The sequence below is a fragment of the Vibrio hannami genome, from assembly GCF_029589055.1.
Lineage (GTDB): Bacteria > Pseudomonadota > Gammaproteobacteria > Enterobacterales > Vibrionaceae > Vibrio > Vibrio hannami.
In genome coordinates, this window is record NZ_JARQZP010000003.1 from 1,618,197 (window position 1) to 1,637,222 (window position 19,026).

A 19,026-nucleotide genomic window follows, 5' to 3' on the forward strand; every position below is an offset into this window, starting at 1 on the left:
TGCATTGAAGGGGCTTAATCTATCGTCACTTTATCGCAGTACATGATGACGTTTCTACCTGACTCTTTTCCGATATAAAGCTGTTCATCTGCTTTCTTAAGTGCCTTACTAAGCCCATTATTGGATTGTTCAGAGGTGATTCTTTCCAGCGCTGAAGCTATTGGAGCAACACCAATAGAAACAGTGACAACGTTGTATGGGGGGTTACTGCTATGAGGAATATCGAGATTCTGTACAGCGGCCTTTATGGCTGCAACTTTCGCCTTTAGCTTGCTTTCATCTTTACCGGACAGTATGAACACGAACTCTTCTCCACCTAACCGGCAACCAATTTCATGTGGCTCTAATACACTTATCATACTGTTCGCTACTTCAGTAAGAGCGTTGTCTCCTTCAGTATGACCATAAGTGTCATTAAAGCGCTTAAAGTTATCGATATCGCATATCAATACATAGACTTGATCACCTTTAGTCAAGCTCCTTTGAACCAACTTCGCTCCATATCTTTGGTATTTATAACGAGAGCCGATACCAGTCAGAGAATCAGTTTCTGTTTGGTTGTGGAGAATACGCAGTTGGTTTTTAATTTTAGTAATCAAGCTTGAATAGGAGCGAGCTAAATCGCCAATTTCATCTGCGCGCTTTATCTCAGGAATCTGTGATTGATCTATCTTCTCTATATCCTGTTTCATCGAAGCCGCTAGCTCTTTTAGCGGGCTAACCAGCCAGAATGTGATGATATAGATAAGAAGAAACGACACTATTAACGCAATAATAGCTTCCTTCAATACGTTAGCTAATAGCTCCCTTTTTATTTCTTGTAACTCAGACGCATCGACAACGGCCCAAAAATGCCCTCCATTTTCGTTCCTCAACTCTATGTGGACAAAAAGTAAATTTGCTTCTTCATCTAAAAAATAATCCGTGTTTCTCATTACTTCAGGAACTTGAGGAATAGGAAGAGATTGTAGCTGAAGGTTTTCATTGACTACTTCTAAATCTACTTTAACTTTATTTATTAAGTGATTAAGCTTTTTTAAATGAACGGTATTGGTTGCTGGAGTTTTTGCTAACAAACTTTCTAATTGATTCAGTTTATCCGCCAGTTGCTTAGCTTCCTGTGCGGTTACATCCAACCGCCAGCCTTTACTTTTCTCTATCGAGTACCTGACCTCAACTCTGCGATTAGAATAATCACTGGTACCGGAAACTTCCGCAAACTTTAGGTTTGGAATCGCTTTAAGGCTATCCAGTGTCGATTGCATAAGCAAATTTGCGTAGTTTCGCCCCGCAACTGAGCCGGAGAAAAAGGTGTTGTAAGCAGCGATATGGCTTGCAGACATATCAGCAAGATATTCAACTTTTGTCGTCCAATCATTTTGATACCGAGAATAGGACATACCAAAAATAATGGATAGCACAAGAACCAGATGCGAAATAAACAACATCTGGTTTATCGTTAACCAGCCCAAAAATCGGCTACTCAATACTTTTACTCTTTTTTATCATCATAAGTGCTCAACACAGGTTCAGCACAGGTTCCGTTGATACAGATGTCTTTGTAGGTAGTGTGGCAACTTTCACAGAAACTAGGTTCTAGAGAAGGGTGCATAGAAGTAATGTCGTTACCCTTGCGATCATAGCTTCCATACAACGCAAGGCCTCCGATGTGCTCGGTAACCCATATAATCCCCTGGACTTCTGATACTGCTACAACAGTAGGACCATCAGAATAGGGACCATGTGTTTTATACTGTTCGAGCTTTTCAGGGTTAACCCTAATTGTCAGCGGTGATCCTTTACCTTCGTTGATCCACGCATAGGCACGAACAGATTCTTGAATAAATAGAGATGTATCTGGGGGTAAAACCGTATCCGCCGGAAGGTTCATTGACTCTTTAACTACAGGCCACTCTTCCCAACCCTCTGGATAACTCGCATCAGACGCAGCAACAGCCTGCCCCGCGAGTGTTAGAAAAGCCATTGCAAACATCAGAACGGCTTTAAGATATCTAAAAACTTGCATATCGATCCCTGGCAATTGTTACTCAATATTTAGTAGAAAAAAACATATTAACTACATTTATTATAAGCGCAAATAATATCACGAGTTCCATGAACATGCTCTCGTACGGGGGAGTCTGTCACTGCAATACAAACAAGATAACGAAATACTAAAGTGTTAGACCTAAGAAATTTGGATCAACCGCAGAAGGGATAGTAAGCCTTAAATTACTGTTTTACGCGACTATCTTGGTAATAAAATCAAACCGATGAAGATCGTACTCACTCATATTGTCTGTTATAGAGGATATCAAAGGCAGTAAGTCAAGAGATTGTTGGCTGCTAAAGCAATAGTCGGTGATAATTGCCCAACCGTGGACCAGGCAATCACCTTCACGCTCGGCTATAAAGCTCGATATTTCCTGTGCACATTCTTTGCTATAAGTTTCAATTTTATAAACTGCACTCATCAAATTAAACCCCTGTCATCCTAGAACACTATATGGTGCAACCATCATCCTGACGATGTTTATATTATTTATATATAATTCAACTTCAATACATTTCATAATTAAGTTGTATGTTTGGTATCTAGATCAAGTAGTAAGTGATAAATAAAATCAGATGTAAATGTTTTGTTTTTGTATTATTTCGACAGTGTTATGCAAAATATATATAAATTTATCACCGCTTTTATGACCAGCCAGAAGGAACAAAGTCATGCTACCTCTGGTGTTAAACGATCTGGAGTAGGATAACCAATGAACAGCTATCTACAATTCTATCTATATAGTTCTATGAAATTTATAACATTAACAAAAATACCAATTAAGAGTTATTAAAAATATTTTGGTGAACATTGTTTATTTATCCTACGCTGAATATATAAAGAATCACTTAATTACATTAATTTAACATTTGGCTACTGGAAGTAAAATGAACAATCGGATTGTAACTCTAGTCTCAACAGCTCAGCGTAGTATTGGTAGCGTGAGAACCTTCATCCTAACATCGCTACTCATGTCCGGTTTTAGCTTTGCAAACACGACTTCCCAACTCACTTTTCTAACCTGGGGAGACTATATCGATGAAGATGTTGTAGCTCAGTTCGAGAGTGAATATAACGCCAAGGTGAATTTCGTTTACTTTGAATCCGATGACGATCGAGAAGAAATCTTGACCACCTATGGTCCCTCTGGTTATGACCTGATGATGGTCGATTCCATCGCCGCCCCTTTTTATAAAAAATTAGGCTGGATACAAGAATTCGATAGTTCTCAAGCTCCAAACCTGAGACATGTGGCATTGCCTGATATAGCAGGCCTATCCGATAGAGAACAAGTGTGTAGTCCCTATTTTTGGGGAACAACCGGTATAGCCTATCGCAAAGACAAAGTAAAAGATCCGATAGAAAGCTGGAACCAGTTGTTTGAACCCGTACCAGAGCTACAAGGAAAAATTTTGATGCCAATCAGCGCAGATGAGCTTGTCGGAGCGGCATTAAAGTACCTTGGTTACTCAATGAACAGTAACGATAAGTCACAACTTGAACAGGCTCGTAAGGCTTTATTGAAACAGGCTCCTATGATTGATAGCTATTCGCATGTCGTCGTTGATGCGAACAAATCCAAACTGGTTACCGGAGAAGTGAGTGCACTGGTCACCTACAACGGTGATGCATTAATGTTGAAGGAAGTACAACCACAAATAGAGTATGTATTACCGAAAGAAGGGGGAGCTATTTGGGCCGATTTCATCTGTTTATCTACTGGCTCAAAAAATCCAGACCTTGCGCATAAGTTTATTGATTTTATTAATAGGGCTGAACAGGCCGCAGCAAATGCGATGTATGTCTACGGTGCAAGTCCAAACCATGAAGCGGAAAAGTTGTTGCCTTCGGATTTTTTACAGAACCCATTGATTTATCCTGATGTTCAACGCCTTGAAAAATCGGAGTTGAGTCAGCCACTTGCTTTGCACACGATACGTAAACACAACTCGATATTAAATGAGTTAATACGCTTAAAGAAAGCGCAGTAACATTTCTTTAGGTTGGATAAGCCGCCTATGAAAGTAAGAACACAGATTACCTTAAGTATTATCCCCATCATTTTGCTTCAAATGGTGGTACTTATCGTGCCTTCAGTATGGTTTTACCAGGAGTTTATCAGTAATAAAGTCGAGGAGTATATTCAAGATTCGGTATCACAAACTCGCTCAGCTTTCGAGGTAAAGATCGACAGCGTCAAAGCCGATAGTGCAATGCTCTCCGAAAATATCATCTTAAATAGGTATCTTAAAACAGAAGATGCAGGAATAAGAGCCTATGTTATGCATAAAACGATGATAAAGGAATTCGCCTCCTTCAGGCGTATTCATCCGGAGTATGTGGAAATATCTTTACTCACTCCCGATGGTTATGAAGAAGTTTCACTGCATAAAGATGACCATCTCAACAAGACAGACGAAGAGCAATACTCTGAATACTATAAAGCAATCACGAGCTCCCCTAATGACCATGAGATATTAGCGACGAAAGATTCGGACACAGGTGAGTGGGTACTGGTATCGGTGAGAAAATTGTACCAACAGGATCTTACGATAGAAAAAACAAAGGATTCGCCGGGTGTTCTTAAGGGATACCTGGTGATAAAGGTGGTATTAAACTTTATCCATAGCTTCATTCATGACAATCAGTTGGGAAGCAGTGGCTTTACTGCGCTACATGATAAATGGGGAAACCTAATTGTTTCTGAGGGGAAATATTCAGAACCAAGCATCATTAAGCCATCACTCGAATACGCGATGAGTGCCAACCTTGAGCAACCAGTTATAAGTATTAGAAATAGCGATAGTGAGTATGTTGTAGGACACACTCATCTTGTCAGCAACCTATACTACACCATCGGCTGGCCCGAGTCCGAGCTCAATGAAACGCTTATTTCAACTGCACTCCGGATGATTGTAAGTGGCATTTTGGTACTGACCAGTTGTGGTTTAACCCTTTACTGGCATCTTCATAAAAAACTCATTGTTCCAATTCTGGATCTGCAATCAGCAGCAAGAAATATGGGGAATGGGAATCGAAACTGGAGCTTCCGACGCAATGCTGGTGATGAGCTGTGTTCATTGGCACAGTCCATAAGGGAAATGGGCGAAGGATTATTACGACAACAGCAAAAAATGAGAGACATCGCCTATGTAGATAGCCTAACTCAGTTGCCAAATCGCTTATACCTTACTGAAGAACTAGAACGAAAATTTAGCCATAGTGGTAAACATGAGATCGATATTGCGCTGCTATTTATGGACCTGGATGGATTTAAGCACGTTAACGATACTGAAGGCCATGAAATGGGTGATGAGGTCTTGGTGACAGTAGCAAAACGGCTGAGATACACTCTTCGCAGAGCGGATGTAATCGGCTACGTGGAGAATGAGAGAGTAGACTATAACGTTGCACGCCTAGGTGGCGACGAATTCACTGTTATTCTTTATGGAGTTAAGGAACGCCTTAATGTGGTTCCGGTAGTCGAACGGATATTAAGTTCTTTCAGAGATCCAATCATCATCGACAATAAAAAAATTCAAATAGGAGCGAGTATCGGTATTGCACTTAGCAATGAAAATATTAATAGCGCCTCAGATATTATTAAATGTGCTGACATAGCGATGTACGATGCAAAAATGAATGGTAAAAATACCTATCGCTTCTTTTCTGAAGATTCAGCAAGAAAAGCGCTTAGAGTCCATGAATTGCGAGAGCTACTACAGGATGCGATAAATGACAATAAACTTTCTATTGCTTACCAACCTCAGTATTGCGCACAAACACGTAAGCTATTAAGTTGCGAAGCACTTGTACGCTGGAAGCACCCACAGGAAGGGTGGATTAGCCCTGAAGTATTCATCCCCATTGCTGAAGAAAATGGCTTAATAACTCAACTAGGCCAATGGGTACTCAATGAGGTATGCCTACAAATTACACGATGGCAAATGTCGGGGTTTGACGTCCCTCGGGTTTCTATCAATGTGTCGAATGTTCAATTTGCTTCTGTAGACGTTCATAAGCTTGTTTTAGACTATCTTGATACCTATAAACTAAGCCCTAAGCACCTCACTATCGAAGTAACTGAATCGAGTATTATGCAAGGCAACGAAACGGTTAATCAGCTAATGAAACTACAACAAGATGGACTTCGAATTTCGCTGGATGATTTTGGCACGGGTTACTCATCCTTAAGCGCACTGAAAGGCCTGCCAATAAATGAACTTAAGATCGATAAAAGTTTTATCAGTGACATTGATAAGGAAGGCGATGGCCAGGCTATCGTATCTGCCATTATAGCGATGGCTCAACGCTTAGGGCTGGAAGTGGTGGCCGAAGGTGTCGAAACAAAAGAAGAGTTCTCGTTCTTGCAGCAAAAAGATGCCGATATTATTCAGGGGTATTATTTCTCTAAACCGCTGATGAAGGATGCGTTTTCTAATCTGTTGTTAGAAAGTAAGACATCAAGAACCAAAAAATACTGGAAAATAGGTAACGGCATTCGTCAGTTTACGAGGCACCGCTCCCAACTGACATGAATTGTGTGATTCACGGACACCTTTTCTACGTCCAGCTGCGCTCTTCTTGAATAAACGGAAAATATTCCTGATCTGAGCTAAATATGTGAGAAATAACCAGCTCAGAAGAGATAAACATAAATACTTCATCGACAGTGACTTCAGATCGATTGTACTTCTCAACCAATTTGTATCCCTTTTTAAGCAAGGCCTGGTGTTCAGCAGCGTGTTTGGTTTTCCCCGGAAAATCGATCTCGTTAAAAAGTCTCTCTTCATCCTGGAAATGACTATCCATCTCCTCTAAAAACTCAACCAAAAGGTTAGATACTGGTGATGGTTCTTCACTAGATAACCCGGCCTCCATTAGCTTGTTCGCCAGATTAAAAAGCTCTCTATGCTGAGTGTCGATCAAGGTGTTCCCACAGCAATAGTTATCATGCCAGACTAACTGAATAAGCTTGCTCTCAGACTGACCAATCACCTTATCTGCATTTAGAAACTCAACCCGGTTTCTGCCTGACTCCTTGGCCCGATAAAGAAGCTTATCGGCTTGTTCTACCAGCTCGTCTGCGCGCTTATCAGCAACACAATAAGACGATACGACACCTATACTAACGGTCACTATCTCGTTAGGTGATTGCTCATGAATGATACTTGCCTCACGAACCTTCTTCAGGATTCTTTGCGATACGGTAATGGAGCCTGTTCTTCCTGTTTCAGGCAATACACAGGCAAACTCTTCCCCGCCATATCTGGCAACAACGTCTCCGGGCCGAGTGTTGCACTCGGAGACAATCTTCGCGATCTGTTTTAAACACTCATCCCCTTTAACGTGTCCGTAGAGGTCGTTGTATTGTTTGAAATAATCAATATCCAGCAGAATAAGCGACAGCTTTCTTTTGGAGCGGCGATGTCGCGCATACTCCTGAGACAAAACCTGATCAAATGAACGCCTGTTAGCTACATTGGTTAAGCTATCTGTAATGCTCAGCTCTTTGAGTTCATTATTGGTTCGTTCAAAACGGGCTATAACAACATCGTGATATCTCAGTGTAGTCAGGAAGAGCATAAAGCCATTCGCCACCAGAGCCAGAAAAGCAAAGACAAGCAGTTTTTGGTAACGAATTACCTGAATTAAAGCATCAGACACATTGGTAGCAGTTCGGATATCGATTTCTTTAAAGAACTCATTAATTGGCGCCATGATCTCTACTTTCGCCCGGTGGTAGACCTCACCAAATAACAAGCTTCTAGCCAATTCAGGATCCGGTTCACCGTGAACCGAAAACCGCCCATCTTCACCCTGAAATTGTCCAACCATCGCCATCATCGCCTTCTCTTCAAGCAGGACTAAATCATCTGAATTGTTTTTCGCCTTCGCGAGCAATTGAAATTCAGTATCAGTAAAACCAGCTCGGCGCATCAGTTGCTCCAGAGAGATTTGTTCTCCTGAACGAAATGGAGGATCTGGCTTATCAACAGTCATAAAATCCCAGTAGACCCTTTCGTAATGTTCAGGGCGTGCCAGCTTTCCGTCACGAATGGCAAGAATATCCCAAAAATAGTGCTGAAACTTTCGATTCTCAGAAACGGCGTAAGAGCGAACCATCCTTGTAAGGTCATCCGAGCTTTGTCTCAACTGATCGGCCAGAAGATAGGACTCAAAACGCAACTTGTTTGCTTCACCAAGCTGTTTCTGTGCGGCGGTATGCTCTTTTAATAGTACAGCAGAGCCAATCACTAACACGATCAAGAGCATTATCTCTGCAAGTATGAGCATGAAAACGCTTTTTTCGTTGTTGAAAGTTTTTAGCACCAGGTTAGACCACCATATGATTAGCCAAATATCTAATATTCAAAGTTTAGTTCAAAATGTGCTTATCATCCGATAGATGCTCTATTAGAAAGATTGAGAAAGGAGTTAATATAATCGCTGAATAAAAAGGGGCTAGAGCCGATTTGGGCAATTCTAGTTGCGTCAGTACATTTGAGGACCCTGAGCTTTGGTAATATCGAACCGGATATAAGCCCCCATGTATCAGAGGCTTATGGAAGCGCCATTTATTCGCTAAAGTTGGCTTCAATTCTATGGCGCAGGTACTCCTCTGCTGTCATAGGAGCATATTTCCCTCTCGCCCCTTCGATAACCTGATCTTTGTTAGCCTGACAGAAAAACGCCATGCTATAACGCGCTTTATGGTTACCTGGTTGTTCAGGCATTTTCACTCTATGAAGCGTAGACTTTAGCTGGTCATCGCTCCACCGCATCAGCATATCACCAATATTACATGTGATAATGCCTCTTTCTGGTGCCACATCTGTCCATTGCTGAACGCCCTGAGCATCTTTTCCCGGACACGCTTGTAGTCCACCCTCCCCGTCTCTCTGAAATACCATAGTCAAACAGTCGAAATCCGTATGCGCTCCTGCTCTCCATATCCCCTCCTGAGGAAGATAGCCCTCATCAAGTGGAAGGTAATGCAGCAATCTGAGTGTAGATTGGTAATGTTTAGATTCCCTGTTATGAGCGCTAGTAAAAAAGTCCTTTTCCATTCCTAGTTTTTCTGAAAAACAGGAGAGAATGAACATTCCTAACTGCCATGCCTTATACTCCATATTCAGAATATCGGTCTTAAAATCCTTTAGTAGGGTACGGTCTGGCCATAACGCTTCCATTTTTGGCAGCGTAACTTGATAGGACTCTTTTTGATCAGGAGTACCGGTAGAAGGACGGACCTGCCCTTTGTACTCCCAACCCGCATTTTGTCCTTCAAGTAACGATACCGATTGCTTATCAGACTCACTAAGAGCAAAAAACTGTTCAGATTGTTCAAACGCTTTGTCGATGGTTTCCAGGGGTATCGAATGATTCTTCAATTGAAAGAACCCCACCTCAGTCGCCGCTTTCCAAAGCGCCTCTGTTATCTCTTCTCTTCGGCTTTCAGCATCAGACAAATCGATAACCGGAATGGTTCGGCTATTATCGATTTGTCCAACCTTGCCAATGGTTGATTCGAAGTTAAGTTCGTCGAGTGCGTATGCCATAAAATCTCCATTTTGAAACTCAAGTTAATGGAGCAATGCCAATCTACGATTTGCCGCTTCTACTCCTTTTATTATTTTTAGCGGCCTAAACTCCAGCTAAAAAATGTTTTTTGAATCAGTTTAATGCTGTGGAACAAAACAAGACTGATTACGGATAAAACAAACAAGGAGGCGAATGCCTGAGGAATCTTAAAGTAAGAGGTAGAGAACTGAATAAAGTATCCAAGCCCTTCTTCCGCAGCTACAAACTCCGCAATTACCGCGCCTATTATTGCAAGAGTAATAGCTACCTTAAGTCCACTAAATATGTAAGGAATCGCATAAGGCAACCGAATCTGCCAAATCTCTCGACTCGGTTTAGCACGCAGAGATTGCGAAAGCTCTATCAACTCCTTGGGTGTTGCTTGCATCCCGGTAGTAGCAGCAACCACCAGCGGGAAAAATGTGATTAAGAAAGTGATCGCTAACCTCGGAGCATCGCCGGTTCCCAGAATAACGATTAACAACGGGGCAATCGCGACAACAGGGGTCGACTGAATCACAACCAATAATGGATAGATGGTTTTATTCAAATATTCAGAGCGCACCATTAAAATAGCAATTGGAATACTCACAGCTATAGAGATAACAAAGCCCAAGATTGCTATATAGAGCGTTGCCCAGAGGTGTTTTATCCAACGGGCACCATCAACACCAACAAATGCGTTAAAAACATCTGACGGAGCAGGAAGAATATAAGAGGGAATGGATGCGCCTTTGCAAACTAATTCCCAGAAGGGTATCAGCAACAATAACGTTATAGTTGGCAAATGACGCTTAAAAAAATGCTTCATATTCTCACCTATGCCACTGTTTTTAATCCCGCAGTTGTTTCAGGTTCAGAAGCCACTTCTGATAACTGCGGTTGGTAAATATGCTTGCGAATACGGGTCGTGTAATCCGCAAATTTAGGCTCATGGATCGTATCGATATTTCTTGGTCGGGAAAGATCAATATCCAGTTCTTCAGCTATGGTTCCCGGCCTTTGGCTCATGATAAGAACCTTATCCGCCAGTAAGACTGCTTCAGATATTGAGTGAGTAATGAAAAGAACGGTTTTTGGCTTTTCCTGCCAGATACGTTGAAGTTCAAATCCCATTTCTTCACGAGTTAACGCGTCCAGTGCAGAAAATGGTTCATCCATGATCAAGATGTCCGGATCAAGCAGCAAAGCCCTTGCGATGCCGATACGCTGCTGCATGCCCCCAGAAAGCTCATCTGGCCTTTGGGTCAGAAAATCCTGCAACCCAACCATCTTAATCAGCTCTTTTGCTTTCTCTTTATCTTTATTTCCAACGTAGTTGTACTTGTGCTTTAGAGGAAACAACACGTTATCCAGTATACTTAGCCACGGCAGTAAGGTGGGCTTTTGAAATACAATCCCTATGTCGTCTCTGGGCTCGGTAATCTGATGACCGAATACAGACACTTCACCTACCGTAGCTGGAATCAGTCCCGACAGTAGCCTCAGTAACGTTGATTTGCCGCAGCCGGAAGGGCCAACCACAGCAATGAACTGATTCTTCTCGATACTGAAATTCACGTCGCTCAGCGCCGGAACTTCAGCGCCTTTGTCGGTAATATAGGTATGCGAAACCCCTTTAAACTCAACAAAACTCGCCATTATTTTGTCTCCGGTAAGAAATCCCTGTTGAGTGTTGCTTCAGGGTTAAAACTTGCTTCATCTATCCCCTGAGCCAAAGAAGTCCATTTCCAGGTAGAGGCTAAATGTTTCGCGTCGAACTGACCTACACTGGTTGATTTACTGATAGGGTTGTATACAAGGTCATAGATGGAGTTGATAGTGTCAGTTGCAACCTTAACATCCACTTCAGGAACCATTTTATTGATAGACTCTGCACTTTTAACAGGGTTAGCCCAGGTGTATTCAACCGCCTCTGCATAAGCTTCGATAAAGCGTTTCGCCACTTCCGGACGCTCTTCTAGAAACTTATCACTTGCGATAACTGAAGTCGCATATTGCTCAAGACCCGCTTCATGCCAGGGCATGACTTTTAGCTCTTTCCCAGCCTGTTTCGCCTGGCTAATCAATCGCTCTTTACTGGTTACCCAGGAAATCAATACGTCGGTATTCTCTGTTGCCAACATTGGACCTAGTGCACCCGGATCTGCTTTGATCAGTTTAATTTCGTCCTCAGAAAATCCACTTTGTTCTAGTACTAATGGAAGATAGAGATTTGAAGAAGTGAAAGGTGATGTTGCTACTCGCTTGCCTTTAATATCTGCAATCGAATTAATCTTGCCGTTATCAACAACAAAAAAGGCATGAGGCGCCTGGCTAAAAATAGAGTAAACCGCAGAAACTGGTACACCATCTTTCGCTTTTGCAACCATGAGTGCTGAAATATCGGCAATTCCAACATCCGAAATACCAGTAGCCAGTTTTGTGATGGCTTCTGTAGAGCCCCTGCCCTGATTGATAGTGACATCAAGGTCGTACTTTTCAAAAATTCCTTTATCAATACCTACGTAAACAGGGGCTTTGTCTCCTCCTGGTAGCCAATCTAGCTGAAACTTAACTTTGTCCGCAGCTAGCACAGAGAAACTTAACGTTGTTAGTAATACTGTTGAGCTAAGAGTTTTAAACATTATTGATTCCTTTCATATCTGTTTAACTAGATGGAAAGGCGCAGGCTGACATTCGTCCACCCGAGAATGTCATCAAGTTGACTTCCTTTCCGGCTGTAACGAGCAATGTCTCTACCTGCCAATTCTGGCGCGATAATCGCTTCTACTCTTTGACTGTACTTTCTATTCTTATAGTGATTTGTTGTTGAACAAACTTATTGTTAATCCAAGATTGCAATCCCCGTGCCAGAAAGAAACATTTTGTTTACAACCCATATATTCCAGATATCTAGCAGCACTCCATGAGTTACCTACCAAAAGTCGACATAGTACCTGTTGTTTCATCTTGGTTCAAAGATGCACAAATGTTGTGCTTATGTAACACGCTTGTTCTACATATCTTCTAATGAACATAGAACTATACCTAGATATGACTAGAACGACTATATGGCTCAATTATTGCTCTTAGAAATAACTACACAATATTAAAGAGTAGAAGCGGTTAGGGACTCCCCGGGACATTGCTCTAATAACGTCAGGAGCAACGAATGAGTTATTTGATCAAAAATGCCACAGCAGTTCTTTTATCTAATAAGAGCGAATCAGTGGATATCAGAACGTCTAATGAATTTATCAGTGAAATAGGCATCAACCTGGCTCCTAAGGGCGAAGAGGTGATAGATGCAACTGAATGTGTTATCTATCCGGGGTTTGTAAATACTCACTATCACCTAGCTCAATCAGTTCTCAAAGGAGTGCCTGAAGGGGTAAACAAAGGATTAGGTGATTGGCTAGCCGCTGTGCCTTATCGCTTCTGGCCCAAAATCCCGCCAAAGTTGATGTACCTATCCGCTAAGTTAGGTTTATACGAACTACAGAGATCAGGGGCAACGACTTGTGCCGATCACCATTATCTCTACCATGCAAGCACGACACCTGAGCTAGAAGAAGCACTCTGGTTGGCTGTCGAAGAGATGGGTATGCGCTTTATGTTATGCAGGGGAAGTGCGACAAAAGCAGGAAGCCACAAGGGGATGAAAAGCCTTCACATCACACCCGAAACACCGGATATGGTGATGAGCAGAATGGATAAGAGTATGCGACATCATCAAGATTCTTCTATTGGCATGAAGAAAGTCTGCATGGCACCAACCAGCCTGATTCACTCCAATGAACCCGAACACCTAAAGGAGTTTGCCGACTATGCAAGAGCGAATAGGCTCAAACTTCACTCTCACCTGCTAGAGGTTGAATTTGATGAGCAACAAGCGCAGGCTCAGTACGGTGTAAGCGCTGTAGAGTATGCCCAACAATGTGGTTGGCTGGGTGAAGATGTTTGGTTTGCCCATCTGGTAAAAGCCGATGCAAAATCCAGGTCGATACTTGCTGAAACCAAAACTGGAATAGCGCACTGTCCAACTTCAAATTGCAGGCTAGGCAGTGGTATCGCTTCTGCTCACGAAATGGACAAGTTGGGCATGAAAGTCACGATAGGAGTTGATGGCTCAGCCTCAGCAGAATCTGGTTCAATGCTACAGGAACTCAACCTTAGCTGGTTACTTCAAAGAGCACTATATGGTGCAGATTCCGTCGAGCCAGGAAGAATATTAGACTGGGGTTCTAAAAACGGAGCGGATTTGCTGGGGTTCAAGACCGGACAAATTAAAGTGGGGTATTTAGCCGACCTAGTTTTGTATCGAGTTGATGAGCCTCGAGTAGCAACCGTTCATACACCGCATTTGGCCCCGCTACTATGCGGTGAACCAGCAACAGTTGAGTATAGTTTTATTCATGGCAATCCCGTTATCTCAAAACAGAAGAGCACCGTTGTTAATGATCAAAAACTGATCTCCGATTTACGTCAGGAAATGAACAAATTTCTCTACACCATCACTTAGTACCTCAATATACAATGACCTATCTATACTTAAGTCACCTCACAACCTATATTTTTTATCAATAATCAAAGCAGAGCCCGCAGCATTGAAAAGGGCTCTAAGAGCTGCCGAGATGCCTTGCCAAGTGTTTGTTTTAAAGATCAAATTTTAATAAAACCAAGTTATAAATTCAAATAAATCCCGATAATACATTTATAAACAACTAGTTATAACAATAAATGCACTTTAATAAATTTGTCACGATACTGACTTATCATCACCATCGCTCTACTAGGTTAAGTATTAGGTCGATAAGGAATTGTTATGACTAATGTCGATAAGTCACGTTTATCGCTGTCTTTAATGCAGGCGTTGATTGCTATTTTTATGGCTATCATTCTTTCTGTGATTGGCCTTGCTGTAGTCAGTAAGAAGGGCGTAGACAACATCGGCTTTGAATTTAGTACATTGTCAGATCATGCGTTGCCACTAGCGATAGATAATGCAAAGTTAACCCAAAACGTACTCGAAAACGTGAAAGTCCTTAACCAGGGTTTGCAATCAAAATCAACGGATATGCTCAAGAACACAGAAGCAACTATCCAAACCTTGAAAGATGAATCTAACGTTATCACACAAAAGTTGTTCCAAATTGCTGACGACTTTGACAGAGCCATTTCTGCTGAGGAGCAAACTCAGTTAAGTCAAAATATGGCTAAGATACAGGAACTTTCTCAGTCTATTATTCGGGCTCAGTATAAATCTATTGAGTTAAGCATTCAGATGGATGACATGATCCCAACCTTCAGATATGGCCTGAGCTCTATTGGCCCGGAAATGGGTCGTATTGCTTCATTCCTTGTTCAGGATAATCCTGAAGCGTCAGATGCAGCCAACCGGTTTATGTCTCAGTCCAGCGAACTGGAAAGCACTTTCCTTGTGCTGTTGATGCAAAACGACCTGGATAAGGCATATGTTCAGTATCGTGAGATGAAGAATCGCAAAGCAGGTATTGACCTTGCTTACGATGATTTTATTGAATGGCACCCGGAAACAAACGAGTTTGCCAGCCTGACTGCGCCCTATGAGATGGTTAAAGAGGGCTTTTCTGAAACTGGCGTATTGGGTGTAATCCTAAACCGACTCGAGGTAGTTCAGGAACAAGAAGTTTTGTTGCAACAAGCTACGGATACAGCAACACAAACAATAGCAACCTTAAACTCTATTTCGGAAAAGGCTGAAAGCCTGATATCCGACAGCAAAAATATTGTAAATCGGTCGATGAGCTCCATCGTTATTACTGTTATTGCCTGTAGCCTGTTTTTAAGTGTTTTCGTCTTTATTTCAGGCCTTTATCTGCGCCACTGGATCAATAGAGGCTTAAAGAGCATAACGAAACGTCTTAGCCGCCTGACTGAGCATGATTTTTCTGATCAGGTTAACGTTAAAGGTCCTTACGAACTAAGGGTTATCGGAACCCAAATAAATCAAGTGATCGACTCAACGAGTCTTTCGTTGAAAACAGTAACCGAAAACTGTGAAACCTTGTATACCACTGCCGGGAATAGCCATGTCGCCGCGGAGCAGACAGACAAACTACTCCTTCAACAAAATGACTCCCTGTCTGAGATGGTGACGGCCATTGAGCAACTTCAGGCTTCGATTAATGAAATATCTCAGGTAACGTCAGAATCTTACACTGAATCTCAGTCTGCAACTGAGTTTGCAGAGAAAGGGACCAAAGTACTAGAGGCAAACACACATCACCTTGAGTCTCTGGATCACACGTTGACCGTAAACGAAAATACGATGAACGAACTGGATCATAAAGTATCTAGCATCAGCGAAATGGTTGATGTTATCCGCGGTATAGCTGAAAGTACCAATCTACTGGCACTCAACGCAGCGATTGAAGCAGCCAGAGCCGGTGAACAAGGTCGTGGTTTTGCTGTCGTTGCTGATGAAGTTCGCAAGCTGGCAAGCGGAACGAGTGAGCAAACCGAGAAAATCCGTGAAATGATGGCCGAACTGGTAGAAGCAGCCCAAAGTTCAAAAGCATCTGTAGAGGAAAGCCGTCAGGAAATGGCAAGTGCTATGAAATCTAACCAGCAGGTGATGACTTCGTTCACTGATATTGAGCACGCGGTAAACCATATTCGACTTCGGGTAGAGCAGGTATCTGTTGCAACCGAGGAGCAAGAGCGAGCGACAGCAAACGTTCAGGAGAGTATCGCTCATATCAACCGCCAGGGAGAACAAACCAAACATCAGCTCGGCTCCATGATAGAGAGTTCGGAGAACGTCGCTAATATTGCAGGCGAGCAACAAGCAATGCTGCATAAATACCTATTCTGATGCGGGATACATACTGAGTAGCAGGAGTAGTGACTGCTCTGCCTTGAAATGAAATCCGTAGAAAGCGGGTCTAAATAGAGACAATGCATCAAACGGATATCTCTATGAAGACAAAACTTCACGCCGCATTACCGATGTTTATTACCTTCGGGCTACAGCAACCCGCACTAGCGGATCAAATTTGGCAGCACGAAGGAAAACCGGCACAGTTGATTGAACTGTTTACCTCAGAAGGGTGTTCCAGTTGCCCACCAGCAGACAAATACCTTAGCCAATTTCAGTCAGCATCGGAACTGTGGACCGAGGTGATTCCGTTAGCCTTTCTTGTTGATTACTGGAACTACTTAGGCTGGAGCGATAAGTTTGCTCACCCTTCCTATTCTCAGCGTCAGCGGATTTATCAAAGTCTCGGTGCATCCTCATCAGTCTACACTCCCGGGTTTATAGTCGATGGAAGAGAGTGGCGTGGATATTTTTATCGTAGCGACTTACCTAAATCGCAACAGGTAACTGCGGAAAAGTTGACGCTGAAGCAATCGGGCAACCGTTTTGAAGTTTCTTACCCTTCCGAGCAACGCTATATCGCCCATATCGTGATACTGGCAATGGATGAGGAAACCGAGGTTAAAGCTGGAGAGAACCGGGGCAGAAAGCTAGAACATGACTTTGTAGTCCTGAGAAAAGAGCAGAAAGCGGCGCAATCACAATGGACATTTAACTTGCGGTCACTACCCGAAAACAGAGATGCGGTGGCGGTGTGGCTGACAAAAGAAGATGGATTTTTGCCGGTTCAGACGGTAGCTGGGTATTTTCATTAACCCCAACTAGGGATAAGAAGTCTTGTTCCCATGGTCCTCCGTGGGAATGCATACAAAATTCAAAGCTATCAATCGATAGTAGAAACTTTTACCAAACTTATTTCCTGTACTTTTAATGCCTTATGTGGACATTTCCACTACGATAGGCATTACCACGCAGAGCGTGGGAACGAGGAGAGAACGAGGTAACCGCTCCTTGAGAAGTGGTGCTACCCTGCCCCATTAGGAGTATCTAGAACTCAGCATTAGTGAGCGACTGTTGCTTCATCACTCTTGCTGTTATATCGCTCAAGCAGTGAAACCAGATATTTAGACTTAAACTGCTCACTGGCCAACGCCTGTTTGATCGGCGGCAGTTTTAGTATCACTCCAAGTATCGCAGCCATAACCCTGTGATTCAGGTACGCCTGATTATCAAAGATTAAGTGGTGCAGAGTGCCACGCTCTATCGCCATCAATACGGCTTTGTGATTAGAGTCCACAGGAGTAATTACACGCTTTTCTCTCGATTTCAGGGTGATGCCATCTTTACTACACACCCTCTCACAAACACCACAACCCAGACAAGCATCCTCATCAAGCAAAGCAACCTTGGCTCTTTTATACTTGTGGTCATGTTTTGAGCTTAATGTCATTGCATCTACCGGGCACACATCAATGCACTTGCCACAACCATTACAGTTGTCAAAGTCGATCACTGGCAAGAAGTTGGTTGTATGGATCGCCTGAGTAGAACCAACTCTTCTGGCTGCTATCAACGCTTCACAGCAACAGCTACAACAGTTACAGATGAAGTTAACTTTATTCTGGATATTTTCACCAAATTGAACCAGGTTGTGTTTATATGCCTCATCTAAAAGGTCAAGGCATTCCTCTTCAGTGATCTGTCGGGCGTAACCATACTTAACCAACGACCTTGCAGTATTATTGAAGGTCATACAGATATCCATAGGCGCATCACACGCTTCACCTAGGTGCTCTTTCTTGTGCCGGCAATAACACATTCCAACACCGATATGGCTAGCCGTTTTAATCACCTCGCTGGCACGTTCATAATCCAGAACATGAATGGCATTGTCCTCGCTAAGCGCTTTTTCGTTTACAAAAGCACGTCCCAGTGAGGTTTCTCCGGAACCAAACAAATGAGTGACAAACTCATCTTCTACATTGATATATTGATGAAATAGTTCACTCAATACCTTTTGATCCAGCTCTCCACCTGTACGCATCAAAGAGAATTCGAAAAAGCCAGCCATAGGAGGGGGAAGAACATAAGTTTGAGCCCCGTTATCATCTTCAAGATCCAGCAATAGTGCTCTAGAGGCCAGGGCATTCAACTGTTCAGCCGTTTTTTCTACATCCTGATCCCAGGCTGCGGCAGCGGTTTCAACGGTGAAGGGTTTGATGGGAAGCAGAGAAACTAAACGAGCTTCTTCCTCGCTAAACATTACTTTAAGAATCTTAAAAAGCGTTTCGCTGGGTGGAACCCCCTGAGGAAACTTATTGAGACGTTCCGTTAGCTTTTCGTAGTTTCCTTTAATCGTGTTATGTGCCATCTGACTATCCTCTCGCAGGTTTTATCCAGACCTGACAGCCTTTGTATTGGATTTTTATTGTTACCTACCGTATTTAAATTTGGCACGCTTCTGCTCCCTATTCAAGGTAGCGTGTCACTTAGCAAGCCGCGTTGTGCTGCTTTCGACAAAAATTGCCGTAAATAGAAATGATTGATT

General features: G+C 42.6%; 14 protein-coding genes. 5 read left to right on the forward strand and 9 right to left on the reverse strand.

Annotated elements, in window-relative coordinates:
* Positions 1 to 14: 14 nt before the first annotated feature.
* The 3 genes from P7F88_RS09020 to P7F88_RS09030 all read right to left on the reverse strand — a co-directional run bounded on the left by P7F88_RS09020 (position 15) and on the right by P7F88_RS09030 (position 2,474).
* On the reverse strand, positions 15 to 1,487 hold the full coding sequence (locus tag P7F88_RS09020; RefSeq protein ID WP_277823875.1) for a diguanylate cyclase domain-containing protein: 1,473 nt from the start codon (positions 1,485 to 1,487) through the stop codon (positions 15 to 17).
* Positions 1,488 to 1,492: 5 nt separating this feature from the next.
* Positions 1,493 to 1,993, reverse strand: a complete 501-nt coding sequence (locus tag P7F88_RS09025; protein ID WP_277824587.1) for a hypothetical protein — start codon at positions 1,991 to 1,993, stop codon at positions 1,493 to 1,495.
* Between the two features lie 247 nt (positions 1,994 to 2,240).
* On the reverse strand, positions 2,241 to 2,474 hold the full coding sequence (locus tag P7F88_RS09030; RefSeq protein ID WP_277823877.1) for a hypothetical protein: 234 nt from the start codon (positions 2,472 to 2,474) through the stop codon (positions 2,241 to 2,243).
* Positions 2,475 to 2,940: 466 nt separating this feature from the next.
* On the opposite strand from P7F88_RS09030, the gene P7F88_RS09035 reads away from it, so the two are divergent.
* Complete coding sequence (locus P7F88_RS09035; RefSeq protein ID WP_277823878.1) at positions 2,941 to 4,044, forward strand: ABC transporter substrate-binding protein; 1,104 nt, start codon at positions 2,941 to 2,943, stop codon at positions 4,042 to 4,044.
* A gap of 27 nt (positions 4,045 to 4,071) precedes the next feature.
* Positions 4,072 to 6,591, forward strand: a complete 2,520-nt coding sequence (locus P7F88_RS09040) for a bifunctional diguanylate cyclase/phosphodiesterase (protein WP_277823880.1) — start codon at positions 4,072 to 4,074, stop codon at positions 6,589 to 6,591.
* A 25-nt stretch (positions 6,592 to 6,616) separates the two neighbouring features.
* Here P7F88_RS09040 and P7F88_RS09045 read toward each other — a convergent pair whose 3' ends face one another.
* The 5 genes from P7F88_RS09045 to P7F88_RS09065 form a co-directional block, all read right to left on the reverse strand.
* On the reverse strand, positions 6,617 to 8,350 hold the full coding sequence (locus P7F88_RS09045) for a diguanylate cyclase (RefSeq protein ID WP_277823882.1): 1,734 nt from the start codon (positions 8,348 to 8,350) through the stop codon (positions 6,617 to 6,619).
* Between the two features lie 281 nt (positions 8,351 to 8,631).
* The gene (locus tag P7F88_RS09050; protein WP_277823884.1) at positions 8,632 to 9,615 is read right to left on the reverse strand and encodes an isopenicillin N synthase family dioxygenase; all 984 of its coding nucleotides are present in this window, start codon (positions 9,613 to 9,615) and stop codon (positions 8,632 to 8,634) included.
* 77 nt (positions 9,616 to 9,692) lie between these two features.
* Complete coding sequence (locus tag P7F88_RS09055) at positions 9,693 to 10,448, reverse strand: ABC transporter permease (RefSeq protein ID WP_277823886.1); 756 nt, start codon at positions 10,446 to 10,448, stop codon at positions 9,693 to 9,695.
* Between the two features lie 8 nt (positions 10,449 to 10,456).
* Positions 10,457 to 11,278, reverse strand: coding sequence for an ABC transporter ATP-binding protein (locus tag P7F88_RS09060; protein ID WP_277823888.1), 822 nt, complete (start codon positions 11,276 to 11,278; stop codon positions 10,457 to 10,459).
* Complete coding sequence (locus P7F88_RS09065; protein ID WP_277823890.1) at positions 11,278 to 12,264, reverse strand: ABC transporter substrate-binding protein; 987 nt, start codon at positions 12,262 to 12,264, stop codon at positions 11,278 to 11,280. The genes P7F88_RS09060 and P7F88_RS09065 overlap by 1 nt, the downstream gene beginning before the upstream one ends.
* A gap of 527 nt (positions 12,265 to 12,791) precedes the next feature.
* Here P7F88_RS09065 and P7F88_RS09070 point away from each other — a divergent pair.
* The 3 genes from P7F88_RS09070 (at position 12,792) to P7F88_RS09080 (ending at position 17,293) form a co-directional block, all read left to right on the forward strand.
* Entirely contained in the window at positions 12,792 to 14,141 is a 1,350-nt protein-coding gene (locus P7F88_RS09070; RefSeq protein ID WP_277823892.1) for an amidohydrolase family protein, read from the forward strand.
* A gap of 303 nt (positions 14,142 to 14,444) precedes the next feature.
* Positions 14,445 to 16,475 (forward strand): methyl-accepting chemotaxis protein, encoded by a 2,031-nt coding sequence (locus P7F88_RS09075; RefSeq protein WP_277823894.1) that lies wholly within the window; start codon positions 14,445 to 14,447, stop codon positions 16,473 to 16,475.
* A gap of 134 nt (positions 16,476 to 16,609) precedes the next feature.
* Entirely contained in the window at positions 16,610 to 17,293 is a 684-nt protein-coding gene (locus P7F88_RS09080) for a DUF1223 domain-containing protein (RefSeq protein WP_277824589.1), read from the forward strand.
* Positions 17,294 to 17,538: 245 nt separating this feature from the next.
* On the opposite strand, the gene P7F88_RS09085 is transcribed toward P7F88_RS09080, so the two are convergent.
* Positions 17,539 to 18,849, reverse strand: coding sequence for a 4Fe-4S dicluster domain-containing protein (locus P7F88_RS09085; RefSeq protein ID WP_277823896.1), 1,311 nt, complete (start codon positions 18,847 to 18,849; stop codon positions 17,539 to 17,541).
* Between the last annotated feature and the right edge of the window lie 177 nt (positions 18,850 to 19,026).

Bases quoted from the DNA above. Each gene is read 5' to 3' on its own strand.
- P7F88_RS09085 (WP_277823896.1), bottom strand. From the start codon at position 18,849: ATGGCACATAACACGATTAAAGGAAACTACGAAAAGCTAACGGAACGT.
- P7F88_RS09045 (WP_277823882.1), bottom strand. From the start codon at position 8,350: ATGCTCATACTTGCAGAGATAATGCTCTTGATCGTGTTAGTGATTGGC.
- P7F88_RS09035 (WP_277823878.1), top strand. From the start codon at position 2,941: ATGAACAATCGGATTGTAACTCTAGTCTCAACAGCTCAGCGTAGTATT.
- P7F88_RS09080 (WP_277824589.1), top strand. From the start codon at position 16,610: ATGTTTATTACCTTCGGGCTACAGCAACCCGCACTAGCGGATCAAATT.
- P7F88_RS09055 (WP_277823886.1), bottom strand. From the start codon at position 10,448: ATGAAGCATTTTTTTAAGCGTCATTTGCCAACTATAACGTTATTGTTG.
- P7F88_RS09030 (WP_277823877.1), bottom strand. From the start codon at position 2,474: ATGAGTGCAGTTTATAAAATTGAAACTTATAGCAAAGAATGTGCACAG.
- P7F88_RS09040 (WP_277823880.1), top strand. From the start codon at position 4,072: ATGAAAGTAAGAACACAGATTACCTTAAGTATTATCCCCATCATTTTG.
- P7F88_RS09075 (WP_277823894.1), top strand. From the start codon at position 14,445: ATGACTAATGTCGATAAGTCACGTTTATCGCTGTCTTTAATGCAGGCG.
- P7F88_RS09050 (WP_277823884.1), bottom strand. From the start codon at position 9,615: ATGGCATACGCACTCGACGAACTTAACTTCGAATCAACCATTGGCAAG.
- P7F88_RS09060 (WP_277823888.1), bottom strand. From the start codon at position 11,278: ATGGCGAGTTTTGTTGAGTTTAAAGGGGTTTCGCATACCTATATTACC.
- P7F88_RS09025 (WP_277824587.1), bottom strand. From the start codon at position 1,993: ATGTTTGCAATGGCTTTTCTAACACTCGCGGGGCAGGCTGTTGCTGCG.
- P7F88_RS09065 (WP_277823890.1), bottom strand. From the start codon at position 12,264: ATGTTTAAAACTCTTAGCTCAACAGTATTACTAACAACGTTAAGTTTC.
- P7F88_RS09070 (WP_277823892.1), top strand. From the start codon at position 12,792: ATGAGTTATTTGATCAAAAATGCCACAGCAGTTCTTTTATCTAATAAG.